General features: G+C 69.7%; 18 protein-coding genes. 10 read left to right on the top strand and 8 right to left on the bottom strand.

Features of this window, described 5'->3' with window-relative positions; all coding sequences use genetic code 11:
• Positions 1-13: 13 nt before the first annotated feature.
• On the bottom strand, positions 14-619 hold the full coding sequence (locus ACZ6MZ_RS06600; protein ID WP_384191583.1) for a response regulator transcription factor: 606 nt from the start codon (positions 617-619) through the stop codon (positions 14-16).
• Positions 616-1,779 carry a sensor histidine kinase gene (locus ACZ6MZ_RS06595; RefSeq protein WP_469350202.1) on the bottom strand — a complete coding sequence of 388 codons (1,164 nt, stop codon included), beginning with the start codon at positions 1,777-1,779 and terminating at the stop codon, positions 616-618. The genes ACZ6MZ_RS06600 and ACZ6MZ_RS06595 overlap by 4 nt, the downstream gene beginning before the upstream one ends.
• 582 nt (positions 1,780-2,361) lie before the next feature.
• Between ACZ6MZ_RS06595 and ACZ6MZ_RS06590 the strand changes: the two genes are divergently transcribed.
• The 8 genes from ACZ6MZ_RS06590 (at position 2,362) to ACZ6MZ_RS06555 (ending at position 10,506) form a co-directional block, all read left to right on the top strand.
• Complete coding sequence (locus ACZ6MZ_RS06590) at positions 2,362-2,535, top strand: hypothetical protein (protein ID WP_384191586.1); 174 nt, start codon at positions 2,362-2,364, stop codon at positions 2,533-2,535.
• A gap of 281 nt (positions 2,536-2,816) precedes the next feature.
• Positions 2,817-2,996 carry a hypothetical protein gene (locus tag ACZ6MZ_RS06585; RefSeq protein ID WP_384191589.1) on the top strand — a complete coding sequence of 60 codons (180 nt, stop codon included), beginning with the start codon at positions 2,817-2,819 and terminating at the stop codon, positions 2,994-2,996.
• 165 nt (positions 2,997-3,161) lie between these two features.
• A complete protein-coding gene (locus ACZ6MZ_RS06580; protein WP_469350199.1) occupies positions 3,162-5,045 on the top strand; it encodes an alpha/beta fold hydrolase in 1,884 nt (627 codons plus the stop codon).
• Complete coding sequence (locus tag ACZ6MZ_RS06575; protein ID WP_384191594.1) at positions 5,042-5,671, top strand: hypothetical protein; 630 nt, start codon at positions 5,042-5,044, stop codon at positions 5,669-5,671. The genes ACZ6MZ_RS06580 and ACZ6MZ_RS06575 overlap by 4 nt, the downstream gene beginning before the upstream one ends.
• Positions 5,672-5,782: 111 nt before the next feature.
• Positions 5,783-6,544 (top strand): class I SAM-dependent methyltransferase, encoded by a 762-nt coding sequence (locus ACZ6MZ_RS06570; protein ID WP_384191596.1) that lies wholly within the window; start codon positions 5,783-5,785, stop codon positions 6,542-6,544.
• The gene (locus tag ACZ6MZ_RS06565; protein ID WP_469350197.1) at positions 6,541-8,313 is read left to right on the top strand and encodes an ABC transporter ATP-binding protein; all 1,773 of its coding nucleotides are present in this window, start codon (positions 6,541-6,543) and stop codon (positions 8,311-8,313) included. The genes ACZ6MZ_RS06570 and ACZ6MZ_RS06565 overlap by 4 nt, the downstream gene beginning before the upstream one ends.
• Positions 8,310-9,803: a phytoene desaturase family protein gene (locus ACZ6MZ_RS06560; RefSeq protein WP_469350195.1), complete on the top strand. Its 1,494-nt coding sequence runs from the start codon at positions 8,310-8,312 to the stop codon at positions 9,801-9,803. Before ACZ6MZ_RS06565 ends, ACZ6MZ_RS06560 begins: the two co-directional genes overlap by 4 nt.
• A 40-nt stretch (positions 9,804-9,843) precedes the next feature.
• On the top strand, positions 9,844-10,506 hold the full coding sequence (locus tag ACZ6MZ_RS06555; protein ID WP_469350193.1) for a GOLPH3/VPS74 family protein: 663 nt from the start codon (positions 9,844-9,846) through the stop codon (positions 10,504-10,506).
• Positions 10,507-10,610: 104 nt separating this feature from the next.
• Here the strand turns inward: ACZ6MZ_RS06555 and serA are convergent, their stop codons facing one another.
• The 6 genes from serA to ACZ6MZ_RS06525 all read right to left on the bottom strand — a co-directional run bounded on the left by serA (position 10,611) and on the right by ACZ6MZ_RS06525 (position 20,512).
• Entirely contained in the window at positions 10,611-12,203 is a 1,593-nt protein-coding gene (gene serA, locus ACZ6MZ_RS06550; RefSeq protein ID WP_384191607.1) for a phosphoglycerate dehydrogenase, read from the bottom strand.
• Positions 12,204-12,606: 403 nt separating this feature from the next.
• Positions 12,607-13,608 (bottom strand): ketol-acid reductoisomerase, encoded by a 1,002-nt coding sequence (ilvC, locus tag ACZ6MZ_RS06545; RefSeq protein WP_386878257.1) that lies wholly within the window; start codon positions 13,606-13,608, stop codon positions 12,607-12,609.
• A 139-nt stretch (positions 13,609-13,747) separates the two neighbouring features.
• Positions 13,748-14,272, bottom strand: a complete 525-nt coding sequence (ilvN, locus tag ACZ6MZ_RS06540) for an acetolactate synthase small subunit (RefSeq protein WP_384193720.1) — start codon at positions 14,270-14,272, stop codon at positions 13,748-13,750.
• A 47-nt stretch (positions 14,273-14,319) separates the two neighbouring features.
• Positions 14,320-16,176: an acetolactate synthase large subunit gene (locus ACZ6MZ_RS06535; RefSeq protein ID WP_389789600.1), complete on the bottom strand. Its 1,857-nt coding sequence runs from the start codon at positions 16,174-16,176 to the stop codon at positions 14,320-14,322.
• A gap of 204 nt (positions 16,177-16,380) precedes the next feature.
• Entirely contained in the window at positions 16,381-19,233 is a 2,853-nt protein-coding gene (locus ACZ6MZ_RS06530; RefSeq protein ID WP_469350402.1) for a putative bifunctional diguanylate cyclase/phosphodiesterase, read from the bottom strand.
• A gap of 316 nt (positions 19,234-19,549) precedes the next feature.
• Positions 19,550-20,512: a 2-hydroxyacid dehydrogenase gene (locus ACZ6MZ_RS06525; protein WP_469350188.1), complete on the bottom strand. Its 963-nt coding sequence runs from the start codon at positions 20,510-20,512 to the stop codon at positions 19,550-19,552.
• A gap of 73 nt (positions 20,513-20,585) precedes the next feature.
• On the opposite strand from ACZ6MZ_RS06525, the gene ACZ6MZ_RS06520 reads away from it, so the two are divergent.
• Positions 20,586-21,581, top strand: a complete 996-nt coding sequence (locus tag ACZ6MZ_RS06520; protein ID WP_469350187.1) for an aldo/keto reductase — start codon at positions 20,586-20,588, stop codon at positions 21,579-21,581.
• A gap of 119 nt (positions 21,582-21,700) precedes the next feature.
• Positions 21,701-22,843: a PQQ-dependent sugar dehydrogenase gene (locus ACZ6MZ_RS06515; protein ID WP_469350401.1), complete on the top strand. Its 1,143-nt coding sequence runs from the start codon at positions 21,701-21,703 to the stop codon at positions 22,841-22,843.
• Positions 22,844-22,875 lie beyond the last annotated feature (32 nt).

Below are 22,875 nucleotides of genomic sequence, written 5' to 3'. Positions count from 1 at the left end.
GAACCAGAGGCTCTCAGATCCAGCCGTGCTCGCGCGCGATGTGGACGGCTCCGTGGCGGTTGTCGGCGCCGAGTTTGGTGGACGCGGCCGACAGGTAGTTGCGGACCGTGCCGGGGGTCAGCACGGCCCGTTCCGCGATCTGGGTGATGGAGGCGCCGTCGGACGCCAGGGCGAGCAGGTCGGCCTCGCGCGAGGTGAGGGGGGAGTCACCGGCGCTGATGGCGTCGGCGGCGAGGATGGGATCGATGTAGCGGCTGCCCGCGTGGACCGTACGGATGATGCGGGCGAGATCCTGCGCGGAGACGGTCTTGGGCACAAAGCCCCTGACCCCCGCCTCTAGCGCGCGCTTGAGATGTCCGGGCAGTCCGTGGCTCGTCACGATCAGGGCTTTGCAGGACGGCAGCGACTCGCGCAGCGAGGACGCGACGGCGATCCCGTCCCGCTCCGGCATCTGGAGATCGAGGATGGCGATGTCCGGGCGGTGCCTGCGGGCCATGGCCGAGGCCTCAGGTCCGGTGGACGCCTGGGCCACGATGTCCAAGTCCTCTTCCAGGGTCAGCAGAGCCGCCAGCGCGCCACGTATGAGGTGTTCGTCATCGGCGAGGAGGACACGGATCATGAGTGTGCTTTCTGCGCGGAGGGAGACGAGAACTGGACCGTAAGGCGGTAGGAGTTCTCCGGTCCAGGGCCATGTTGGAGCGTTCCACCGACCGGTGCCAAGCGCTGTGACAGCCCCGTGAGTCCGGTGCCCGGCGCGGAGTCCGAGGGGCGGGCCCGGTCATTGGTGATGACGAGGCGCGGTCCGCTGTCGCGCTGGGTCAGCCGGATGGTGCAGTGCCGGGCCTCCGAGTGCCGCAGGATGTTGGTGACGCCTTCACGGACGGCCCAGCCGAGCACGGATTCGGTCTCGTCCGTCAGGGCGGCGGGAGTCTCGTTCTCGATGGTGCTGATGATCCCCGCGGCTTCGAGTACGGAGCGGGCGCCGGCCAGTTCCCCCACGAGGTTGGTGGCCCGGTACCCCCGTACGACCTCGCGGAACCCGTTCTGCGGCTGCCGGGCGAGCAGCTGTATCTGCGTCATCTCGTCGCCGGCGCGGGGATCCTCGGCCGCGCACAGCCGGGCGGCGAGTTCACTCTTGAGCGCGATGACGGCGAGATCGCGGCCCATGGTGTCGTGCAGGTCGCGGGCGAACCGGAGACGTTCCTCGGCGACCGCCAGCTGTCCCTGGGCCTCGCGGGCGGCGTCGAGCTGGCACAGGATGGACAGGTACCAGACCGAGGACCGCATGGTGAGGCCGATGAGCAGCCAGGTCGAGGCGGTGGTGATGAGGGCCCCGGCCGGAGCGGAGTGCGATACCGCGGTGGCGGCGAGGGCGAGCACGCAGGCGGTCGCGGCGGCGATCGAGTAGGTACGCACACTCGTGGTGGCGAGGGCGCCGGCCAGGGGCGCCATGACCAGGGCGCAGACGAAGGCCGCGTTGTGCTGCCCGGCCAGCCATCCCTGCTCGCGCAGGGCGGGGAGGGCGGCGAGTTGTACGGCCGCCAGCACGACGATCGTCGCCTTCGTACGGATGAGGCACTTCCGGTGGCCGACGCTGTACGCCATGACGGCGGTGGCGAGCACGGTCTGCACGACGAACGCGGTCACCAGTACCCCCATGAGGGCGGCGGGAACCGAGCCGCGACGCAGACCGCTGGTGACCGGCTCGACGAACGAGAGAAGGAAGATCCATGGGATGAGACAGAGAATCCATCGCGTGCGGCGCGTGACACGCTGCACGCTCGCGCAGTGGTCCCGTTGATCTGTGCGGTTCGGTTCCATCTCTGTGAGCCCCGTTCTCTGGTGTCACGCCGGCCGGCGCCGTGGTGAGGATTGTTCAGCTGCCCGGTTCTCACCGGAACCATCGCTTCACGGTGAGAGCGCCGGCCCGGTCCTGGCGGCCGCGACGACCGTGCGCGGCGCACTCCGGGGGCGGGGCAAGAGGCCGCCGGAGCCCCCTGGCGCCCCGCCGGGTGCCGTACCGCCACCACTGGAGTGTGACCTCGGTCACACAGGCACGTGAATTCACCCACACGTCAGTGGCGTAGACCGGGGGCTCCCGTGCTGAGGGTTTCCATGACCTCCATTGACAAACGTCATAGGACACGACTGACGGATGTCATGGCGGCGGAATTGTTAACTCCACTTTCGGTGTGATCTACGTCATACTCGGCTACTCGGATGAGTGCTTTTATCTGCCGGACGGCGAGCACGGCATATCTGAGAAGCACGATACAGGTATGCGGAAGGATGAGCGTTCGGTCCTTTTTGTGGCCGCCCGACGTGTATTCCACGACATATTTCTGCAGGGAGGAGTGCAAAATGCTCGAGGAAAAGTTCAATGCACAGCTGGAGGGCCTCGGCGGCCTGTCCGAGGAGAACACCGGCTCCATCGTCGATGACGCCTCTCCGGTCCTCGCCACCCCGGCCTTCGCCTTTGTCGGCGGCGCCGCGCTCGTCACCGGTGCGTACGCCGCCGGTCGCGCCGTAGGCTAAATCCGAATCAGTCGAAACGCACGCGCACGGAGCGGATCCGTGTTTGACATGACCACGTCATGTCAACCTCGGTCCATGGCCCCCACCGCCTTCGCGGTCGGCCGTGCGGCGGGTCGCACGACCCGTTGACCTTCCGGACCGCGCGTGGAGCACGACTCAACCACTTCCTCCGGGAGACATCCCGGCGGTGGCCGGCTTCATCGCCGGAAAAGTGGACGGCTTTATCCGAACGGCTCCGTATTTGGCGGAGCCGACCCTACTCCGTATGAAACGGGGCAATAATGAGTGAAGTTCTTTCGCAGGTGAATGAGTCTGCCGCGCTGGCAGCGACGGAGATCTCGGCCACTGAGGGCCAGATTTTCCCGGGTGCCACCCCGGTCCTCGCGACCCCGGCCGCCTTCCTCGGCGGCGTGGCGGTTTCCTCCGCGGTCGTCGGCGCCTTTGAGGCCGGTCGCGGCTAGGTCGGCAGGGGCTTACGCGTAAGCCCGCTGCTCGATGCGTGAAGCTCCGCCGGGCCACAGGAGAGTTCTGGCCCGGCGGAGCCGTATTTCTACCCCAGCCTCGAAAAGAAATCACCACTTTCCGGTGCGGTTCTGGGAGGCCACTGTGAAGCTTGGGAGGCCATTGTGAAGCTGCCGAAAAGAATCGCATCCGCGATTTTCGGACCGATCCCCATAACTCGGTCTCGGGCCATCGGCGCCTCTGAGCGGCTGTCGGCCGTCACCACGCTGACGGCCTCACTGGAGTACCTGACCCAGCGCAAGCAGACGCGGGCCGGCGGTCTCAACGACTGGTCGGTGTCCCGCGACGTCCAGGTCAGGTCGACCCCCGCCACCCGGAAACTGCTGGATCTGATCAGCGGCGAGAAGACCACCACGGCGCTCCACGTGGCCCGGGTGGCGGTGAGCGCGGGGATGCTGCTGCCGGGCAACAGCCGCTGGCGCGGCGCCGGAAGCCTCTTCCTCGGGGTCAGTTCCGCTGCCCTGTACCCCCGCCACCGGTACGGCACCGACGGGTCCGACCAGGTGTCGGTGCTGGTGCAGACGGCCACCGGCCTGGCGCGCGTCTCCACGTCTCCCCAGACGCAGGACGCCCTGATGTGGTACGTGGCGATGCAGGCCAACGTCTCGTACATCATCTCGGGCTGGGTCAAGCTGCTGGGTGAGTCCTGGAAGGACGCCACCGCGCTGAGCGGGGTGATGCGCACCAAGACCTACGGCCACGAGCCCACCTACAAGCTGACGAAGAAGTACCCGCGGGCGTCGAGGTATCTGACGCACAGTGTGCTCGCGCTGGAGTGCCTGTTCCCGGTCGCCTACCTGGCGGGCGGCAAGCTCGCCCGGCCCGTGATCGCGGCCGCCGGATCCTTCCATGTGGCGAACGGCCTCCTGATGGGGCTGGGACGGTTCGTCACCGCGTTCACCTCGATGCACCCCATGGTCGCCTACACCTCCGCCCCCAAGTCGCACCCGGTCGTCGCGGACCGCGACGACCGGCTGCTGACCGTCGGCGCCGCGCTGCTGGCCGGCGCGGCCTCGGTGGCCGGCGTCGTCGCCGTACAGCGGCGTATGCGCACCCTTGAGGGCTGGCCGCTGTCGCGCATGCTGACCACCCGTCATGACAACGAGCTCCAGTACGAGATCACCAGCGGCGACGACCCGGACCTGCCGGTCCTGGTGTTCGCGGCCGGCATGGTCTCCACGGCGGAGCACTTCTCGTGGATCACGGAGAAGATCGCGCAGGAGAGCGCGTACGGAGTGCTCACGTACTCCCGCGCCGGATACGCCGGCAGCAGGTACCGGAGCACCTCCGCCTACGACTTGGCCGAGTCGGTCGACGACCTGGTCGATCTGATCGAGGGGGCCGTCCCCGAGGACCGCAAGGTCGTACTCGTCGGGCATTCGCTCGGCGGTGAACTGGCCCGCCGGGCGGCTGCCGCCCTCGGGGACCGGCTGCACGGCATCGTCTACCTCGACTCCTCCCACCCCGGCGAGCTGATCCGGTCGAAGCAGCAGAGCGAGGCGGCGGAGCGGCTCAACGACGGACTGAACATGCTGGTCCGGTCGCTCAAGTCCGGCATGGGGATCCTCATGGCCCGGCCGGACTGGCTGGAGGCGCTGCCCGCCACCTGCCGCCGGCAGGTGCTCGCCCAGTACACCGACGCCCGCCTCTGGGAGGCCGGCCGCCGTGAATGGGCCGCCGTGGACGCCGACTTCCGCGCCTTCGACGGCGATCTCGGTTCCGTGGACGCGCACGCCCTGGTGATTTCCGCGCAGCAGACCATCGACCGGGATCCCGAGCAGCTGCTGATGCACAACGAGCTCGCCGAGGCCCACCGCGGTGCGGGACGGCACGTCGAGACCGTGGTCATGGAGGACGCCGACCATGACTCGCTGCTGACGAGTGCCCGGTTCGCCACCGAGGTCGGCCGTCGCATCCTGGCGTTCCTCGACGGCACCGAGCTCACCACCGAATCCGTGCAGCGCGCGATGGAGGAGACAGGACAGTGAAGCAGCTCATGAAGGAGGCGTTCACCGGCCCGGGGGCCCCGGCGCGGATCGCGGGCGCCGCGATGCTCGTCGCCACCCTCGCCTCCCAGCACCCCAACCCGACGTTCAACCGGCTCCAGCTCAAGGACACGTTCTCGTTCCTGCCGAACTGGCGCTTCTTCGCCCCGAATCCGGCCGTCCACGACTACCACTTCTTCTACCGCACGCTGAATGTGAAGGGTGAGACATCCGCGTGGAAGGCGGTCGATGTGATCGCCGGCCGGCGGTTCCGGCAGATCATGTGGTTTCCCAGCAGGCGGCCGGAGAAGGCTGTCTTCGACATCTGCAGCGAGATGCTGGGGATCCTCGACAAGGGATTCACCGCGATCGTGCGTACCCCCGCCTACCGGGTCATCACCGCGCACCTGCGGACCCTGATCCAGGAGGAAGAAACAGTCGGCGTGAAGGGATTCCAGTTCGCTCTGGCGCGTGCCACGGGATATGACACGAGCAGCGAACCCGAGATGATCTTCGTGTCGCCGTACACGCCGATGGATCCGGCCAAGGCCGTTCCCCGTCGGCGCCGGCCGGCCGCGAGCCGGCCGCAGTCCACGCCCGTCTCCGCACACCCTCAGGAGCCTTCATGAACTCAGCCGTGTACATCGTGATCGGCGTCGGTGTCTGCATCGCCGCGTTCATCGCCTACCAGAGCATGAAGAAGTGACCGGCCCGTCCGTGCGGCGAGGGGAGAATCAGCTGTGAGTGGCATCGAAGACATCGGCTACGGACGCCAGTTCGACGGGTGGTACGACCGGCTGTTCCCCAAGGACAGCCTCGCCGCACTGACGGCCAAGAAACTGGCGTCCCTGCACCCCGGGGGCGGACTCGGCACGCTGGAGCTGGGCGTGGGGACCGGACGTATCGCCGTCCCGCTCTCCCAGGAGGTCGGGCGCGTCGTGGGCGTGGACTCCTCGCCCGAGATGCTCGCGGGGCTCGCGAAGGACGCCGCCGTCACGACCGCCGATGTGGAGGGCGTGCACGGGGACATCCGCGACTACACCGATGACCAGCGGTACGGGCTGGTGTACTGCGTGTGCGCCACCCTGTCCATGGTGCTCGACCCGGCGGACCAGCAGCGGGCCATCAGCCGCGCGGCCGAGCGGGTCGCGCCGGGCGGGGTGCTCGTGGTGGAGACACACAACAGGTCCGGGGTGCTGGCCTTCCACGAGGGGCAGCGCCGGATGACGTACTTCATCCCCTACCCCGAGCCGGGCACCGGCCTCCAGACGCACTCGACCCTGGTCCCCGAACAGAACCTGTGGCAGTGCTCGCACATCTGGTTCGAGGCCGGCACCTCACGGGTCGGTACGGAGCTCAGCCGGCTCACCTCGCCCGAAGAGGTCGACGCGTACGCGGCCGAGGCCGGCCTGCGCCGCGTGAGCATCCACGCCGACTGGAGCGACACCCCCTACAGCGACGAATCGGCGATGTTCGTCTCGGTCTACGAGCGTGCCGCATGAGTGTCTGGGCCATCGCCCGGCGCCATCGCCGCATGATCACCATCAGCATCGTGCTGGGGGTGCTGGGTGCGGCCGCGTCCCTGGGCCAGCCCATGGTGATCGGCGAAGTGATCAAGGCGGCCGGGGCGCACACGTCCCTGCTGTGGCCCGTCCTCGGGGTGACCGCGCTGTTCTGCGCCGACGCGGGACTCTCCGCGGCGCAGGCCTTTCTGATCGGCAGGACCGGTGAGGACATCGTCCTCGACGTCCGCCGGAGCCTGACGGGACGTCTGCTGCGCGCCGACATGAAGGCGTTCTCCCGGCTGGAGCACGGCGATGTGTTCACGCGCATGGTCACCGACACCTCGCTCGCCAGGATCGCGCTGTCCCAGTCGCTGGCGCAGATGGCGGTCGCGGGCTTCATGGTGGCCGGCGGGATCGCCCTGATGGCGTGGATCGACATCTGGCTCCTGCTGCTGACCCTGGCCTGTCTCGGGTCGGCGAGCGCGGTGTCGCTGGTCCTGGCCCGTCAGGTCCGGATCGCCGCGGTCAGGAACCGGGAGGACACCGGTGCCTTCGGGTCCGGACTGCAGCGCGTCCTGGGCGCGTTGACGACGGTCAAGGCGTCGCGCGCCGAGCAGCGCGAGACCGACCACATCGCCGCCCTGGCGGGAGAGGCACGCCGGTCGGGGGTACGCGTGAGCGCCCTGGGCGCCATGCTCACCCCCGCCATGAACGTCGGTACCCAGGTCTCGTTGACCGTGGTCATGGGCTGGGGCATGGCGCGGGCGGCCACCGGTGACATCCCCATCGCGGACCTCACCGCGTTCGTGATGTACCTCTTCTACCTCGTGTCACCGCTGGTGATGCTGTTCGTCTCCATCGGCCAGTTCCAGCAGGGCCGCGCCGCCATCCAGCGCATCGACGAACTCGCCAGGCTGGAGCAGGAGGAGCCCGACGGTGTGCCGGGCGGCGCGGCGGCGAAGACCCCCGCGCGTACCGCTCCCGCCGTGGAGTTCGACTCCATCACCTTCGGCTACGGCGCGGCCCCGGTGCTCCGGGATGTCTCCTTCAGTGTCCCGTCGCGCGGACTCACCGCGATCGTGGGGCCGTCCGGGTCGGGCAAGACGACGGCGTTCCAGCTCATCGAACGCTTCTACCACCCGGACGCGGGCACCGTACGCCTGTCGGGCACGGACGTCCGTGAGATGCCGCTCGGCGAGATCCGCGACATCGTCGGCTACGTCGAGCAGGAGAGCGCGCTGCTGCGGGGCACGATCCGCGAGAACCTCAGCTACGCCAATCCCACCGCCGACGAGGCCGAGATCGCCCACGCCATCGATCTGGCCAACCTCACCGAGGTGATCGCGGAGCTGCCGGAAGGACTCGACACACCGCTCGGCGAGCGGGGCGCGGGACTCTCCGGGGGCCAGCGGCAACGCCTGGCCATCGCCCGCACCCTGCTCCAGCGACCGCGGCTGGTCCTCCTCGACGAAGCGACGTCGAACCTCGACGCCGAGGCCGAGGCGGCGTTCCGCCGGACCATCGCCGGAGTCTCCCGGCAGTGCGCCGTGGTCGCGATAGCGCACCGCATCTCCACCGTCGTCGACGCGGACCACATCATCGTCCTCGAAGGCGGAGCGGTACGCGCGACCGGAACGCACGAGGAGCTGGCGGCGGAGGACGAGCTGTACCGCCGGCTCGCGGCGGAGCAGTTGAAGGGCGAACGCGGGCCGGCCACCGCGTCCGAGGAGCACCCGGTGCTGGTGGGGCCGGGAGACGCCCGATGAGCCGGGTCGACGTCGCGATCGTGGGCACGGGGCCCAACGGGCTGGCCGCCGGGGTGACCATGGCCCGTGCCGGGCTGCGTGTCGAGCTCTACGAGGCGGCCGGCCAGCTCGGCGGCGGCCTGCGCAGCAAGCCTCTCTTCGACGACGAGGTGGTGCACGACATCTGCTCGGCCGTGCACCCGATGGCCGCGGCGTCCCGTTTCTTCCGTGAGTTCGACCTGTCCTCGCGCGGCGTGGAGCTGCTTCATCCCGAGGTCAGTTACGCGCACCCGCTGGACGACGGCCGCGCCGGGCTGGCCCACCGCGATCTCGACACCACCTGCGGTCTCCTCGGCCCCGACGGCGAGCGGTGGCGGCGGCTGATGCGGCCGCTGCTGGAGCACAGCGAGGGCGTCGTGGATCTGATCCTGTCCGGGCAGCGCGGCATTCCGAAGGACCTCGTGGCCCCGTTGCTGCTGGCCGGCCGGACGCTCGCCCATGGAACGGCGCTCGCCCGCGGGCGGTTCGCCACCGAGGAGGCCAACTCCCTGCTGACCGGCGTCGCGGCCCACGCCGTCGGCAAGCTGCCCAGCCTCGCGTCCGGGGTGGTGGCCCTGCTCCTCGGCCACCTCGCCCATGGCACCGGATGGCCCCTCCCCCGTGGCGGCAGCGTCCGGATCGCCGAGGCGATGGCTGCCGACATCACCGCCCACGGTGGCGTCCTCCACACGGACCGGGAGATCGTCGACCTGCGGGAGCTCGCCGACGCGAAGGTGGTGCTCCTCGACACCAGCCCGGACGGGTTCGCGCGGATCGCGGGCTCCCGGCTGTCCGACCGCTACGCACGCCGGCTGGCCGCGTTCCGCTACGGCCCGGCGGCGGCCAAGGTCGACTTCCTGGTCTCGGACCCGATCCCGTGGGCCCATCCCGGTGTCGGCAAGGCCGGCACCGTCCATCTCGGCGGCACACAGGCGGAGATGTTCCGCCAGGAATCACTGACCGCGAAGGGCATCGCCTCCGACGAACCCTTCGTACTGCTGGTCGACCCCACGGTGGCCGACCCGGAGCGCGCGCGGCCCGGCAAGCGGCCGGTATGGGCGTACGCCCATGTCCCGAACGGCGACACGAGAGACCCGGTGGCGACGGTGCGCGCCCGCATCGAACGCTACGCGCCCGGCTTCACCGACACGGTGATCGCGGAACGCGGCATCAGCGCGACGCAGTACGAGGCGTACAACCCCAACTACGTCGGCGGGGACATCAGCAGCGGCGCCATGACGCTCTCGCAGTCCCTCCTGCGCCCTACCCCCCGCCTGGATCCGTACCGCACACCGCTGCCCCGGGTCTACCTGTGCTCGGCCTCCACCCCGCCAGGACCCAGCGTGCACGGCATGTCCGGCCATCTCGCCGCGCTGTCCGCGCTGCGCCGGGAGTTCGGTGTCCGTACGCCGCCCTCGCTGGCACCGCACGCGCGCCGGACAGCGAACCCGCCGGCCGCCCCGGCGCACTGATCGCGTGTTTAGCCGCACGGCTCCCGGAGAGGGGATGAGGATGGAAACCACTCTGGGCGAAGAACTGCTGCTGCTGTCGTTGGACGACGAGTCGGGGGCCGAGAAGGAGTCGGCGAGAGTCTCCTCAGCGATTGCCGCCGCGTCCCTGGTGGAGCTGGCGCTGGTCGGCCGGATCGAAGTGCGGGACGAGCTGGTCGCCGTGCTCGATCCGGCGCCCGTCGGAGCGCCCGGCCTCGATGCCGCGCTCGCCGACATCGTCGCGCGGGACAAACCCCGCAAGGTCAAGGACTGGATGTACTACCTGAAGAAGGACGCGGTGTCCGGGGCGAGTGAGGGCCTGCTCGCCAAGGGGCTGATCCGCGAAGAGACCAAGAAGGTCCTCGGGCTCTTCCCCGTACGCCGCTATCCGGAGGCGGACGGTTCCGCGGAGGCGGCGCTGCGGCAGCGGCTGGAGGCGGTCGTCCTGCGGGGGGACACCCCGGACGAGCGCACGGCCGGTCTGGTGGCCCTGCTCCACGGGGCGAAGCTGCGCCGCCTCGTCTTCCCCGGGGCCGACGCGCGGGCGGTCGAGTCGCGCATGGAGGCCATCGCGCGGGGACAGTGGGCGGCGCCGGCCGTACGCCAGGTCGTCGTGGCGGCGGAGGCGGCGCTGACCGTGATCATCATGACGGCGGCCACAGGGTCGGTGATGGGAGGCAGCTGAGCCGCCTCCCTCTCATGACTGAAGGGCCCGGCGGATGCCGGGCCCTTCAGTCATGCAGGCGTTGCTTCAGCGGGCTCGGACCGTCCCACGATCGAGCGGCCGCGTCAGTCGGTCAGGTTCACCGAGCGGGCCGAGGTCGCGCCGATCTCCTCGGCGATCTCGGTGAGCACGGCCGGCGGCACGGTGTCGTCGACGGTGAGCACGACCAGCGCCTCGCCGCCCTCCTCCGCCCGCGAGACCTGCATCCCCGCGATGTTCAGCCCGGCCTCACCGAGGATCTGGCCGACCGTGCCGACCACACCGGGACGGTCGTCGTACCGCAGCACGACCATGTGGTCGGCCAGCGCCAGATCGATGTCGTACTCGCCGATGGCGACGATCTTCTGGAGATGCTTCGGACCCGCCAGCGTGCCGGAGACCGAGACCTCCTCACCGCTGGACAGCGTGCCGCGCACCGTGACCACGTTGCGGTGGTTCGGAGACTCGCTGGAGGTGGTGAGACGGACCTCGACGCCGCGCTCCTGCGCGAACAGCGGGGCGTTGACGTACGACACGGTCTCGGCGACGACATCCTCGAACACGCCCTTGAGCGCGGACAGTTCGAGCACCTTCACATCGTGCTGGGTGATCTCGCCGTACACCTCGACATCGAGGCGGGCCGCGACCTCGCCCGCGAGCGCGGTGAAGATCCGGCCGAGCTTCTCGGCGAGCGGCAGACCCGGACGCACGTCCTCGGCGATGACCCCGCCCTGGACGTTGACCGCGTCCGGTACGAGCTCACCGGCGAGCGCGAGACGTACGGACCTGGCGACCGCGATGCCCGCCTTCTCCTGCGCCTCGTCGGTGGAGGCGCCGAGGTGCGGGGTGCAGACGACCTGGTCGAACTGGAACAGCGGGGAGTCCGTGCAGGGCTCCTTCGCGTACACGTCCAGACCGGCGCCGGCGACGCGGCCCTCCTTGAGGGCGGAGGCGAGCGCCTCCTCGTCGACGATCCCGCCGCGCGCGGCGTTGACGATCCGCACGGACGGCTTGACCTTGTGCAGCGCGTCGTCGCCGATCAGACCCAGTGTCTCGGGGGTCTTGGGCAGGTGCACGGTGATGAAGTCCGACACCTCGAGCAGCTCGTCGAGCGTCAGCAGCTTGACGCCCATCTGGGCGGCGCGGGCCGGCTGCACATAGGGGTCGTACGCCACGATCTTCATACCGAAGGCGGACATGCGCTGAGCGACCAGCACACCGATCCGGCCGAGACCGACGACGCCCAGCGTCTTCTCGCTCAGCTCGACGCCGGTGTACTTGGAGCGCTTCCACTCGCCGTTCTTCAGGGCGGTGTTGGCCTGGGGGATATTGCGCGCGGTGGCGACCAGCAGGCCGCAGGCCAGCTCGGCGGCGGTCACGATGTTGGAGGTCGGCGCGTTGACGACCATTACGCCGGCCTTGGTGGCGGCGGAGACATCGACATTGTCGAGGCCGACCCCTGCGCGGGCGACGACCTTCAGCTTCTTCGCCGCAGCGACCGCCTCGGCATCGACCTTCGTCGCGGAGCGGACGAGAATCGCGTCCACCTCGGCGATGGCCGGCAGCAGCTCCGCGCGGTCGGCGCCGTTGCAGTGCCGGATCTCGAAGTCCGGACCGAGCGCGTCGACGGTGGCGGGCGAAAGCTCTTCAGCGATGAGTACGACAGGTTTCGAGCTCACGTGAGTCCTCACAAGTCCCATTGCGGACGGCCGTCCCGACGGCCGCATGCGGTGGAGGGTGTTAGGCCCTGTCCGGTCGATCTTCGTGGGCCCGCGACGCCTGGCACGGCACCTCGCTGCGTTGTCGGAGTCGTCCACGTACGTCCAGTACGAGGACGATCCTCCGCCTTGCGATGTACCGCACCAGACGCCGCGGGCTGATCCACGAAGATCGGCCGACAGGCCCTAGCCGCGTGGAAGACGCACGACGCTGTGGGCCCGACGCGTATGTGTTGAGAAGTGTAGTGCCGTCACCGGCGGGTTTTCCGCCCGAGCGACAAGATCACCCATACGTGCGGGGACGCGTCCGCGTCTGCCGCGTACGGGCCCGGCCGGTCCTGGCCGGGCCCGTACGCCCGCGGTGTTACGCGTCGTCGTTGTCGACCCAGCTCATGAGCTTGCGCAGCTCACGGCCCGTGGTCTCCAGCAGGTGCTCGCTGTCGGCCTTCTTGTACTCGTTGTACTTCTTCAGACCGCCGTGGTACTCGTCCATCCAGTTCTTGGCGAACGTACCGTCCTGGATCTCGCCGAGGATCTTCTTCATCTCGACCTTGGTCTGGTCGGTGATGATGCGCGGGCCGCTGACGTAGTCGCCCCACTCCGCGGTCTCGGAGATCGACCAGCGCATCTTCTCCAGGCCGCCCTCGTACATGAGGTCCACGATCAGCTTCAGCTCGTGGAGGCACTCGAAGTACGCGATCTCCGGCTGGTAGCCGGCCTCGGTCAGGGTCTCGAAGCCCGCCTTGACCAGCGCGGCGGTGCCGCCGCAGAGCACGGCCTGCTCACCGAACAGGTCGGTCTCGGTCTCCTCGGTGAAGGTCGTCTTGATGACGCCGGCGCGGGTGCCGCCGATGCCCTTCGCGTACGAGAGAGCCAGCTCGAAGGCCTTGCCGGTGGGGTTCTGCTCGACGGCGGCGATACACGGGACGCCGCGGCCTTCCTCGTACTGGCGGCGGACCAGGTGGCCGGGGCCCTTGGGGGCGACCATCGCGACGTCGACATGGGCCGGCGGCTTGATGAAGCCGTAGCGGATGTTGAGGCCGTGACCGAAGAACAGCGCGTCGCCGTCCTTCAGGTTGTCCTTGATGGATTCCTCGTAGACCTGGCCCTGGATCGGGTCCGGCACCAGGATCATGATGACGTCGGCCTCGGCGGCGGCCTCCGCCGGCGTCACCACGCGCAGGCCCTGCTCCTCGGCCTTGGCCTTGGACTTGGAGCCCTCGTGCAGACCGACCCGGACGTCGACACCCGAGTCACGGAGCGACAGCGCGTGGGCGTGGCCCTGGCTGCCGTAACCGATGACCGCGACCTTGCGGTTCTGGATGATGGACAGGTCGGCATCGTCGTCGTAGAACAGCTCGGCCACTGGGTCTTCTCCTTGGTGTGCGCTGCTTGAAATAAACACAGCTTTGAAAAATGTCGCAGCTTGCGTCCCACCGTACGGCGGGACCGGTGAAGGCGGTTTCCCGGTCTCGGCATACGAACCGGACGGGGCGGGGGGCGGGCTACGCGCTGCGGTCGAGGGCCCGCAGGCTGCGGTCCGTGATGGACCGCGCGCCACGCCCTATGGCGATCGTCCCGGACTGCACGAGCTCCTTGATGCCGAACTGCTCCAGCATCTTGAGCATCGCGTCGAGCTTGTCACTCGATCCGGTGGCCTCGATCGTGACGGCCTCGGGCGAGACGTCCACGGTCTTGGCCCGGAACAGCTGGACGATCTCGACGATCTGGGAGCGGGTCTCGTTGTCGGCGCGGACCTTCACCAGCACGAGCTCGCGCTGGATCGCAGCGCCCGGCTCGAGTTCGACGATCTTCAGGACGTTCACCAGCTTGTTGAGCTGCTTCGTCACCTGCTCCAGGGGCAGTTCCTCGACATTGACCACGATGGTGATGCGGGAGATGTCGGGGTGTTCGGTGACACCGACGGCGAGCGAGTCGATGTTGAAGCCACGGCGGGAGAACAGGGCGGCGATCCGGGCGAGGATGCCGGGGGTGTTCTCCACCAGGACGGAGAGCGTGTGCTTGGACATGTGTCGGTCTCTCTCGGTCTCTTCTCTGGGACTCTCGGGCGCTCGGCTCAGTCGTCTTCGTTGTCGCCGAAGTCGGGGCGGACGCCCAGGGCGGCCATGACCTCGTCGTTGGAGGTGCCGGCGGCGACCATCGGCCACACCTGGGCGTCCTCGTGGACGATGAAGTCGACCACGACGGGGCGGTCGTTGATGGCGTTGGCCTTGGCGATCACCGCGTCCAGCTCGTCCGGGGACTCGCAGCGCATGGCGACACAGCCCATGGCCTCGGCCAGCTTCACGAAGTCCGGGATACGGGTGCCGCGGCAGACGTCACCGTCCGCGTCCTTGCCGGAGTGCAGGACGGTGTTGGAGTAGCGCTCGTTGTAGAAGAGCGTCTGCCACTGGCGGACCATCCCGAGCGCGCCGTTGTTGATGATCCCGACCTTGATGGGGATGTTGTTGACCGCGCAGGTGGCCAGTTCCTGATTGGTCATCTGGAAGCAGCCGTCGCCGTCGATGGCCCAGACCGTACGGTCGGGCCGCCCGGCCTTCGCGCCCATCGCGGCCGGAACGGCGTATCCCATGGTCCCGGCGCCGCCGGAGTTCAGCCAGGTGGCCGGCTTCTCGTAGTTGATGAAGTGCGCGGCCCACATCTGGTGCTGGCCGACGCCCGCGGCGAAGATGGTGCCTTCCGGCGCCAGCTGGCCGATGCGCTGGATGACCTGCTGCGGCGAGAGGCTGCCGTCCTCGGGCTGCGTGTAGCCGAGGGGGTACGTCTCGCGCCAGCGGTTGAGGTCCCGCCACCAGGCGCTGTAGTCACCGACGTTGCCCTCGGTGTGCTCGGCCTGGACGGCCTGGACCAGATCGGCGAGGACCTCGCGGGCGTCGCCCACGATCGGCACGTCCGCGGCACGGTTCTTGCCGATCTCGGCCGGGTCGATATCGGCGTGGACGACCTTGGCGTACGGCGCGAAGCTGTCCAGCTTGCCGGTGACACGGTCGTCGAACCGGGCTCCGAGGGCGACGATCAGGTCGGCCTTCTGCAGCGCGGTGACGGCGGTGACCGCGCCGTGCATGCCCGGCATTCCCACGTGCAGGGGGTGACTGTCGGGGAACGAGCCCAGCGCCATCAGGGTGGTGGTGACGGGGGCCCCGGTCAGCTCCGCGAGGACCTTCAGCTCGGCGGTGGCGCCGGCCTTGATGACGCCGCCGCCGACGTACAGCACCGGCCGCTTGGCGTGGGTGATCAGCTTGGCGGCCTCGCGGATCTGCTTGGCGTGCGGCTTGGTCACCGGGCGGTAGCCGGGCAGGTCCTGGGTGGGCGGCCAGCTGAAGGTCGTCCGCGCCTGGAGGGCGTCCTTGGCGATGTCGACGAGAACGGGGCCGGGGCGTCCGGTGGAGGCGATGTGGAACGCCTCCGCGATGGTCCGCGGGATGTCCTCGGCCTTGGTGACCAGGAAGTTGTGCTTGGTGATCGGCATCGTGATGCCGCAGATGTCCGCCTCCTGGAAGGCGTCCGTACCGATGGCCTTGCTCGCCACCTGGCCGGTGATCGCGACCAGCGGCACGGAGTCCATGTGCGCGTCGGCGATCGGGGTGACCAGGTTGGTGGCGCCGGGGCCCGAGGTGGCCATGCAGACGCCGACCTTGCCGGTGGCCTGGGCGTAGCCGGTGGCCGCGTGGCCGGCGCCCTGCTCGTGGCGGACGAGGACGTGCCGGACCCGGACGGAATCCATCATCGGGTCGTAGGCGGGGAGGATGGCGCCGCCGGGGATGCCGAATACCGTGTCGGCCCCCACTTCCTCGAGAGACCGGATGAGGGACTGCGCGCCCGTGACGTGCTCAACAGTGGCGGAGGACGGTCCGCCGTTACGGGCCCGCGGCTGCGGATGGTGGGCCCCGGTGGCCTGCTCGGTCATCGGCATTCTCTTCTCGAAGCTGAGGTTTTTGCGAGGGTTTGGGGTGTTCTGGTGCAACAAAAAAACCCCTCGTGCCGTGAGGCAAGCGAGGGGAGCGCGTCGGTGCGGTCTACAGAGCCGGTACGGGACTCTGCTTCAGCCGACGCGCTGTCCAAGTACGAGAATTCGGGTGCGCATGGCATTGACCCTCCCTCCGGCGCGCTATGGCTGTCAAGTGGGTGGGACGGGCGTCTCATTATTTGAGCGGATCGGGGGATGGGGAATCCGGTCGGCGACCGGCGGCAGGGGGTGCCGTACGGGCAGCGCGCCGCCGCTGAGGACGGGCAGGACGGCCTCGCCCGGCAGGGGGTACACACCGCGCGCCAGGGCGCGGCGCAGCCGGTGCTCGTCGAGCGGCCCGGAGAAGGCCATCCCCTGGCCGTGGGTGCATCCCATGGCGCGCAGGGCGAGCACCTGCTCGGGGCCGTCCACCCCGTCGGCCACGGACTGCAGGCCCAGATCGCAGGCGATCCGCAGCAGCCCGGCGGTGATCTTGTGCAGCCGGGCGGACTCCACGACGCCCTCCACCAGACCGCGGTCCAGTTTCAGTACGTCGACGGGGAGGCGGCGCAGCGCGTGGATGGCCGCGTAGCCGCTGCCGAAGCCGTCGAGCGCGATCCGTACGCCGAGCCGGCGCAGTGCGACGAGACGGTGCTCCAGCTCGTCCAGGGAGCCCCGTGGGTCGCTGTCGGCCAGCTCGATCATCAGGGCTCCGGAGGGCAGCCCGTGGCGGATCAGCAGGGCCTCGATGGACCCGAGCGGCAGGGATCTGTCGAGCAGCTTGCGGGCCGGGAGCCGTACCGCGACGGGCACGGGATGGCCGAGCCTGGCGCGCTCCGCGGCCTGCTCGACGGCCTCTTCGAGGAGCCGGCGGCTGAGCTCCCAGGTGCGGTCACTGTCGTCGGCGACGCGCAGGAACTCGGCGGGGGTGAACAGGATGCCCTGGGCGGACCGCCAGCGGGCCTGGGCGGCGACCCCGGACACCCGGCCGGTGGTGAGATGCACCATCGGCTGGTGGAGCAGGGCGAAGTCGCTGTCGTGCACGGCGGTGCGCCGCCGGGCGGCCAGCTCGGTCCTGCGGACGACTTCGGCCTGCATCTGGGGCGCGTACAGCTCGACGCGGTTCTTGCCGGCCGCCTTGGCGCGGTACATGGCCAGGTCGGCGTTGCGCATGAGATCGCTGGGGGTTATGCCGAGCTCGGCGAAGGCGACGCCGATGGAGGCGGCGACCCTGACATCGTTGCCGTCGATCCGGTACGGCTGGGAGAGCTTGAGGCGCAGCCGGTCGGCGATCTCCTGGACCTGATGCTCGCGCGATGTCCGGTCGGGGCAGCCGTCGCCGAGGACGATGGCCGCGAATTCGTCGCCGCCGAGCCGGGCCGCGGTGTCACCGGCCCGCACCGAGTCCTGGAGCCGGTGGCCGGCCTGGATCAGCAGCTCGTCCCCGACCTGATGGCCGAGCCGGTCGTTGACGCCCTTGAAGCCGTCGAGGTCGATGAAGAGCACGGCCGTGCCGGGGTCGGTGGTGCGGCGGCCGGAGAGTGCCTGGCGGACGCGCTCGGTGAACAGCGCGCGGTTGGGCAGGTCGGTGAGCGGGTCGTGCTCGGCGTTGTGCTGCAACTGCGCCTGGAGGCGGACCCGTTCGGTGACATCGCGGCTGTTGAAGATCAGCCCGCCCTGGTGGCGGTTGACGGTGGACTCCACATTGAGCCAGCCGCCGGATCCGGACTTGAAGCGGCATTCGATCCGGGTCGTGGGCTCCTCCGAAGGCGGAGCGGCCAGAAAGCGCCGCACTTCGTGGATGACCCGGCCGAGATCCTCCGCGTGGATGATCGAGGCGAGTTCGGCGCCGACGAGATCCTCGGCCTCGCGCCCGTAGACGCCCGCCGCGGCGGGGCTGACGTAGCGCAGCACTCCGGAGGGCTCGGCGATCATGATGACATCGCTCGACCCCTGCACCAGGGAGCGGAAGTGGTTCTCCTTCTGGGCCAGTTCATGGGTGAGCGCGATGTTGTCGACGAGCATGATGCCCTGCCGTACGACCAGGGCGAGCACGACCGTACAGCCGGTGAGGACCACCACCCGGTCGACCCGGCGGCCCTCGATGACGTTGTAGAGAATCCCCAGCGTGCAGACGGCGGCGGCGAGGTACGGGGTGAGCGCGGCGAGCGAGCCGGCGATCGGGCGGCTGACGCGGGGGGCCGGGCGGGGGCACGGAACGCTCTCGGTCGCGCGTCGCACGCCCCAGGGCGCGTAGGCGAGGAGCAGCGATCCGGCGAACCAGCCGGCGTCCAGCAGCTGTCCCGAGCGGTAGCTCTCCCGCAGCAGGGGCGAGGTGAACAGGGCGTCGCACAGCACCGTCAGGGCGAGCGCGGCGATGGCGGTGTTCACCGCGGAGCGGCTGCCCGTGGCCCGCCGGAAGTGCAGCGCGAGCACCATGCTGACGAGCACGATGTCGAGCAGCGGATAGGCGAGGGAGAGCGCGGCCTGGGTGACACTCTCGCCCTGGAACTGCGCGGTGCGCGCGAGGGCGAGGCTCCAGGACAGGGTGAGCAGCGAGCCGCCGATCAGCCAGGAGTCGAGCGCGAGGCAGAGCCAGCCGGCTCTGCTGACCGGGCGTTTGGCGAGGACGAGCAGGCCCACAATGGCGGGCGGTGCGAAGCACAGGAAGAAGAGATCGGCGAGGGAGGGGCTGGGCACGGGCTGGTCGAGCACGACCTCGTACCAGCCCCAGACGGCGTTCCCTCCGGAGGCCATCGCGGAGGAGAACGAGAACAGCAGCCAGGCGGGCCGGAAGCGGCTGCCGCTGCCGCGCGTGTAGCAGAAACAGGAGACGGCGGCGATGAGGGCGGCGAGACTCAGCCCGAAGTCGCCCATGATCAGGGCCAGTTTCTCCGAACCCCAGCCGAGCGCCGCTCCGGCCGCGTAGCCACCGCAGATCAGGGCCAGGAGGAGCTGGGCGATCAGCCCCGTACCGCCGCCGACCGCCGGTCGCCGGCTGAGGAGCACGCCCTCGGCGCTCATCGGAGCACCCTGGAGAGCGTCGCCGTCACCGCCGAAGGGTCCGGCCGGTGTGCCGGGGCGTACGGAAGCCACCGTCGGTCTCCCTGCCGCGTCGGATCGTTGGTCCACTGGCCGTACATCACCCGTCGCCCCCTCGGATTCTGATCGCTCCCCCACGCCGCGCCAGGCGCGACGCAGCCCCCAGATCGGGACGATACACCAGACTCGTCACTCAGGGACATAGTTCCTCTACTCTCCGTGACGGACAAGGGTGTTGACGGCGGCAGAGGCGGTCGGACGGCTGCGGAGCGTGGTTATGCGGCGCTCGCGCAAAGGCTCATCCGGTCGCTCCTCCGGTCGCTTCCGTGGTGGTGAGTACGACGTTCCGCAACTCCTCCCCGGCGGCGAACCGGGTGAGCTGTCCGGCCAGCAGCCGCTTGGCGCGCGGCAGGAAGGCCGAGGTGGAGCCGCCGACGTGGGGGCTGATGAGGACACCCGGAGCATGCCAGAGGGGATGGCCGGCCGGAAGCGGTTCCGGATCGGTGACATCCAGAGCGGCCTTGATCCTTCCGCCTTCCACCTCTGCGAGAAGCGCCTGGGTGTCGACGACGGCGCCGCGCGCGACATTCACGAGCAGCGCGCCATCCTTCATCCGGGCCAGGAAATCGGCTCCCGCCAGGCCCTTTGTCCGGTCCGTGAGCGGAGTCGACAGGATCACCACATCGGCCTCGGGCAGCAGGGCGGGGAGATCCGTGAGCGCGTGGACCCGGCCGCGCTCCGTGGTGCGTGCGGAGCGCGCGACGCGCGCCACCCGCGCGCACTCGAAGGGCGCGAGCCGGTCCTCGATGGCGGCGCCGATCGAGCCGTATCCGACGATCAGTACGGACTTGTCGGCGAGCGCCGGATAGAAGCCGGACCGCCACTCCTCCCGCTCCTGGCCCTGGACGAAGCCGGGTATTCCCCGCAGGGAGGCGAGGATCAGGGCCAGGGTGAGTTCGGCGGTGCTGGCCTCGTGGACGCCCTTGGCGTTGCAGAGGCGGACGCCGGCGGGCAGCGCGCCGAGTCCGGAAGCCACATGATCGGTGCCCGCCGAGAGGGTCTGTACGACGCGTACCGACGCCATCGCGGAGAGCGGCCGGACCGCGATCTCATTGCCCTTCATGTACGGGACGACATAAAAGGCGCAGTCGGCCGGGTCGGCGGGGAAGTCCTGGGCACCGTCCCAGAAGTGGTAGTCGAGACCTTGGGGAAGCCCTTCGATCTCCTCGGCCGGAATCGGGAGCCATACGTCTGCAGTCATGGCCAGGAGGCTATGCGAAGCGTGCGGGACCGATGAGGTTAGCTTGAGAGCGGCACAAGGAGGGGTACGGCAGTTGGAGCGCAGGACAATCGGTGCGGCGGCGCTCGAAGTGGGCGCGATCGGACTCGGCTGTATGCCGATGAACTGGGCCTACACCGGCTCGCAGCAGCGCGGCGACCGCTCGCTCCGTACGGTGCACGCGGCACTGGACGCCGGTACGAGCCTGCTCGACACGGCCGACATGTACGGCCCTTTCACCAATGAGCTGCTGCTCGGGCGGGTGCTCGGACAGCGGCGCGAGGATGTCTTCGTCTCCACCAAGTGCGGGCTGCTCGCCGGGGAGCAGCACATCGTCGCCAACGGCCGCCCCCGGTACGTGCGGCGGGCCTGCGACGCCTCGTTGCGGCGGTTGCAGACCGATGTGATCGACCTCTACCAACTGCACCGCGCCGACCCCGAGATACCGGTCGAGGAGACCTGGGGAGCGATGGCGGAGCTGGTGGGTGCGGGGAAGGTGCGGGCGCTGGGGCTGTGCGCGGTGGGAGCGCGCGCGTTCCGCCGCCGGTCCGGGGGCCATCTGCACGAGTCGACGATCCGGCAGCTCGAGCGGGTGCAGCAGGTGTTCCCGGTCAGCGCGGTGGAGGCCGAGCTGTCGGTGTGGTCGCCGGAGGCGCTGGAGCGGCTGCTGCCGTGGTGCGAGGCGCGCGGGGTCGGGTTCCTGGCGGCGATGCCGCTGGGCAATGGTTTTCTGACCGGCACGCTCACCCCGGGGCAGGGCTTCGAGCCGGACGATCTGCGGGCGCGGCATCCGCGCTTCACGGCGGAGATCATGGCGGCGAACCAGCCGCTGGTGGCGGGGTTGCGGCGGGTGGCGGCGCGGCACGACGCGACCGCGGCCCAGGTGGCGCTGGCGTGGGTGCTGAGCCGCGGGCGCCATGTGGTGCCGGTGCCGGGGACGAAGCGCGAGCGGTGGGCGGTGGAGAACGCGGGCGCGGCGCGGCTGGAGCTGACGGCGGTGGACCTGGCCGACATCGCGGCACTGCCGCCGGTGCGGGAGTCCTGGGACTGAGCTCCGGCGGAGCCGCGCGGCGATTGATCCGCTGTGGTGGGGAACCTGGGACGGGGCCGCGGTGTAAGAACAGTAGGAACGCAGCCGTCGAAGGGATCGGAACCGTGAAACGTACAGCAGTGACGGCCGTATGGGCCGCTGCCGCTCTTCTCGTGGTCACCGCGTGCTCCTCCGGCGGGGCCGGTCCGGAGCGCGGCCCGGGCGCCGCGTCGAGCCCGGCCGCCTCCTCGTCCGAGGGCGGGCGGCCGAGTCCGTCGGCGGCTCCCGCGAAGGGGTCGGTGAAGGTGGCGGCCACCCTGACCGAGGGGCTCAAGTCGCCATGGGGCCTGGCCGCCCTGCCGGACGGCGATCTGCTGGTCTCGTCGCGTGACGAGGGGACGATCACCCGCGTCGCCGCGGAGGGCGGGAAGAAGACCGCGGTCGCGACCGTCCCGGGGGTCTCCGCGGCGGGCGAGGGCGGTCTGCTGGGGATCGCGCTCTCCCCTTTGTTCGCCTCGGACCATCTGGTGTACGCGTACTTCACCACCGAGTCGGACAACCGCATCGCCCGCATGTTCTACGACGAGAAGAGGCCGGCCGGGCAGCAGTTGGGTGCGCCGGACACGGTGCTGCGCGGTATCCCGAAGGGCACGATCCACAACGGCGGGCGGATCGCTTTCGGCCCGGACAAGATGCTCTACGCGGGCACGGGTGAGACGGGGGAGACGGGGCTCGCCCAGGACATGAAGTCGCTGGGGGGCAAGATCCTCCGGATGACGCCGGACGGCCAGCCCGTGCATGGCAATCCGGAGGCGGATTCCGTGGTCTATTCCCCGGGCCACCGCAATGTGGAGGGCCTCGCCTGGGACTCCGAGAAACGGCTGTGGGCGTCGGAGTTCGGCCAGGACACGTGGGACGAGCTGAATCTGATCGAGCCCGGCAAGAATTACGGCTGGCCGATCGTCGAGGGCAAGGCCGGTAAGCCGGGCTATGTCGATCCGGTGGTGCAGTGGAAACCGAGCGAGGCGTCCCCGAGCGGTCTCGCCTACGCCGAGGGCTCCCTCTGGATGGCGTCCCTGCGGGGCGAGCGGCTCTGGCGGATTCCGCTGGCGGGCCGGGAAGCGGCGGCCGCTCCCGAGGCGTTCCTGAAGGGCGAGTACGGCCGCCTGCGCACGGTGCTTTCTGCGGGGGGCGACACGGTGTGGCTGGTGACCAGCAACACGGACGGACGGGGCACCCCACAGCCGGGGGACGACAAGATCCTCCAGCTGGAGGTCAGGTAGCGGCGCGGGGCCGGAGCGGGCACCTCAAGCGC

The organism is Streptomyces sp. NPDC042201 (genome assembly GCF_055582185.1).
Note: the sequence above shows the minus strand (reverse complement) of the source record. Positions and strands in the feature narration are given on the sequence as shown.

Coding starts and splice junctions, on each gene's coding strand:
- ACZ6MZ_RS06600 (WP_384191583.1), bottom strand. CDS start 619: ATGATCCGTGTCCTCCTCGCCGATGACGAACACCTCATACGTGGCGCG.
- ilvN (WP_384193720.1), bottom strand. CDS start 14,272: ATGTCCAAGCACACGCTCTCCGTCCTGGTGGAGAACACCCCCGGCATC.
- ACZ6MZ_RS06560 (WP_469350195.1), top strand. CDS start 8,310: ATGAGCCGGGTCGACGTCGCGATCGTGGGCACGGGGCCCAACGGGCTG.
- ACZ6MZ_RS06590 (WP_384191586.1), top strand. CDS start 2,362: ATGCTCGAGGAAAAGTTCAATGCACAGCTGGAGGGCCTCGGCGGCCTG.
- ACZ6MZ_RS06555 (WP_469350193.1), top strand. CDS start 9,844: ATGGAAACCACTCTGGGCGAAGAACTGCTGCTGCTGTCGTTGGACGAC.
- ACZ6MZ_RS06585 (WP_384191589.1), top strand. CDS start 2,817: ATGAGTGAAGTTCTTTCGCAGGTGAATGAGTCTGCCGCGCTGGCAGCG.
- ACZ6MZ_RS06525 (WP_469350188.1), bottom strand. CDS start 20,512: ATGACTGCAGACGTATGGCTCCCGATTCCGGCCGAGGAGATCGAAGGG.
- ACZ6MZ_RS06565 (WP_469350197.1), top strand. CDS start 6,541: ATGAGTGTCTGGGCCATCGCCCGGCGCCATCGCCGCATGATCACCATC.
- ACZ6MZ_RS06535 (WP_389789600.1), bottom strand. CDS start 16,176: ATGCCGATGACCGAGCAGGCCACCGGGGCCCACCATCCGCAGCCGCGG.
- ACZ6MZ_RS06530 (WP_469350402.1), bottom strand. CDS start 19,233: ATGAGCGCCGAGGGCGTGCTCCTCAGCCGGCGACCGGCGGTCGGCGGC.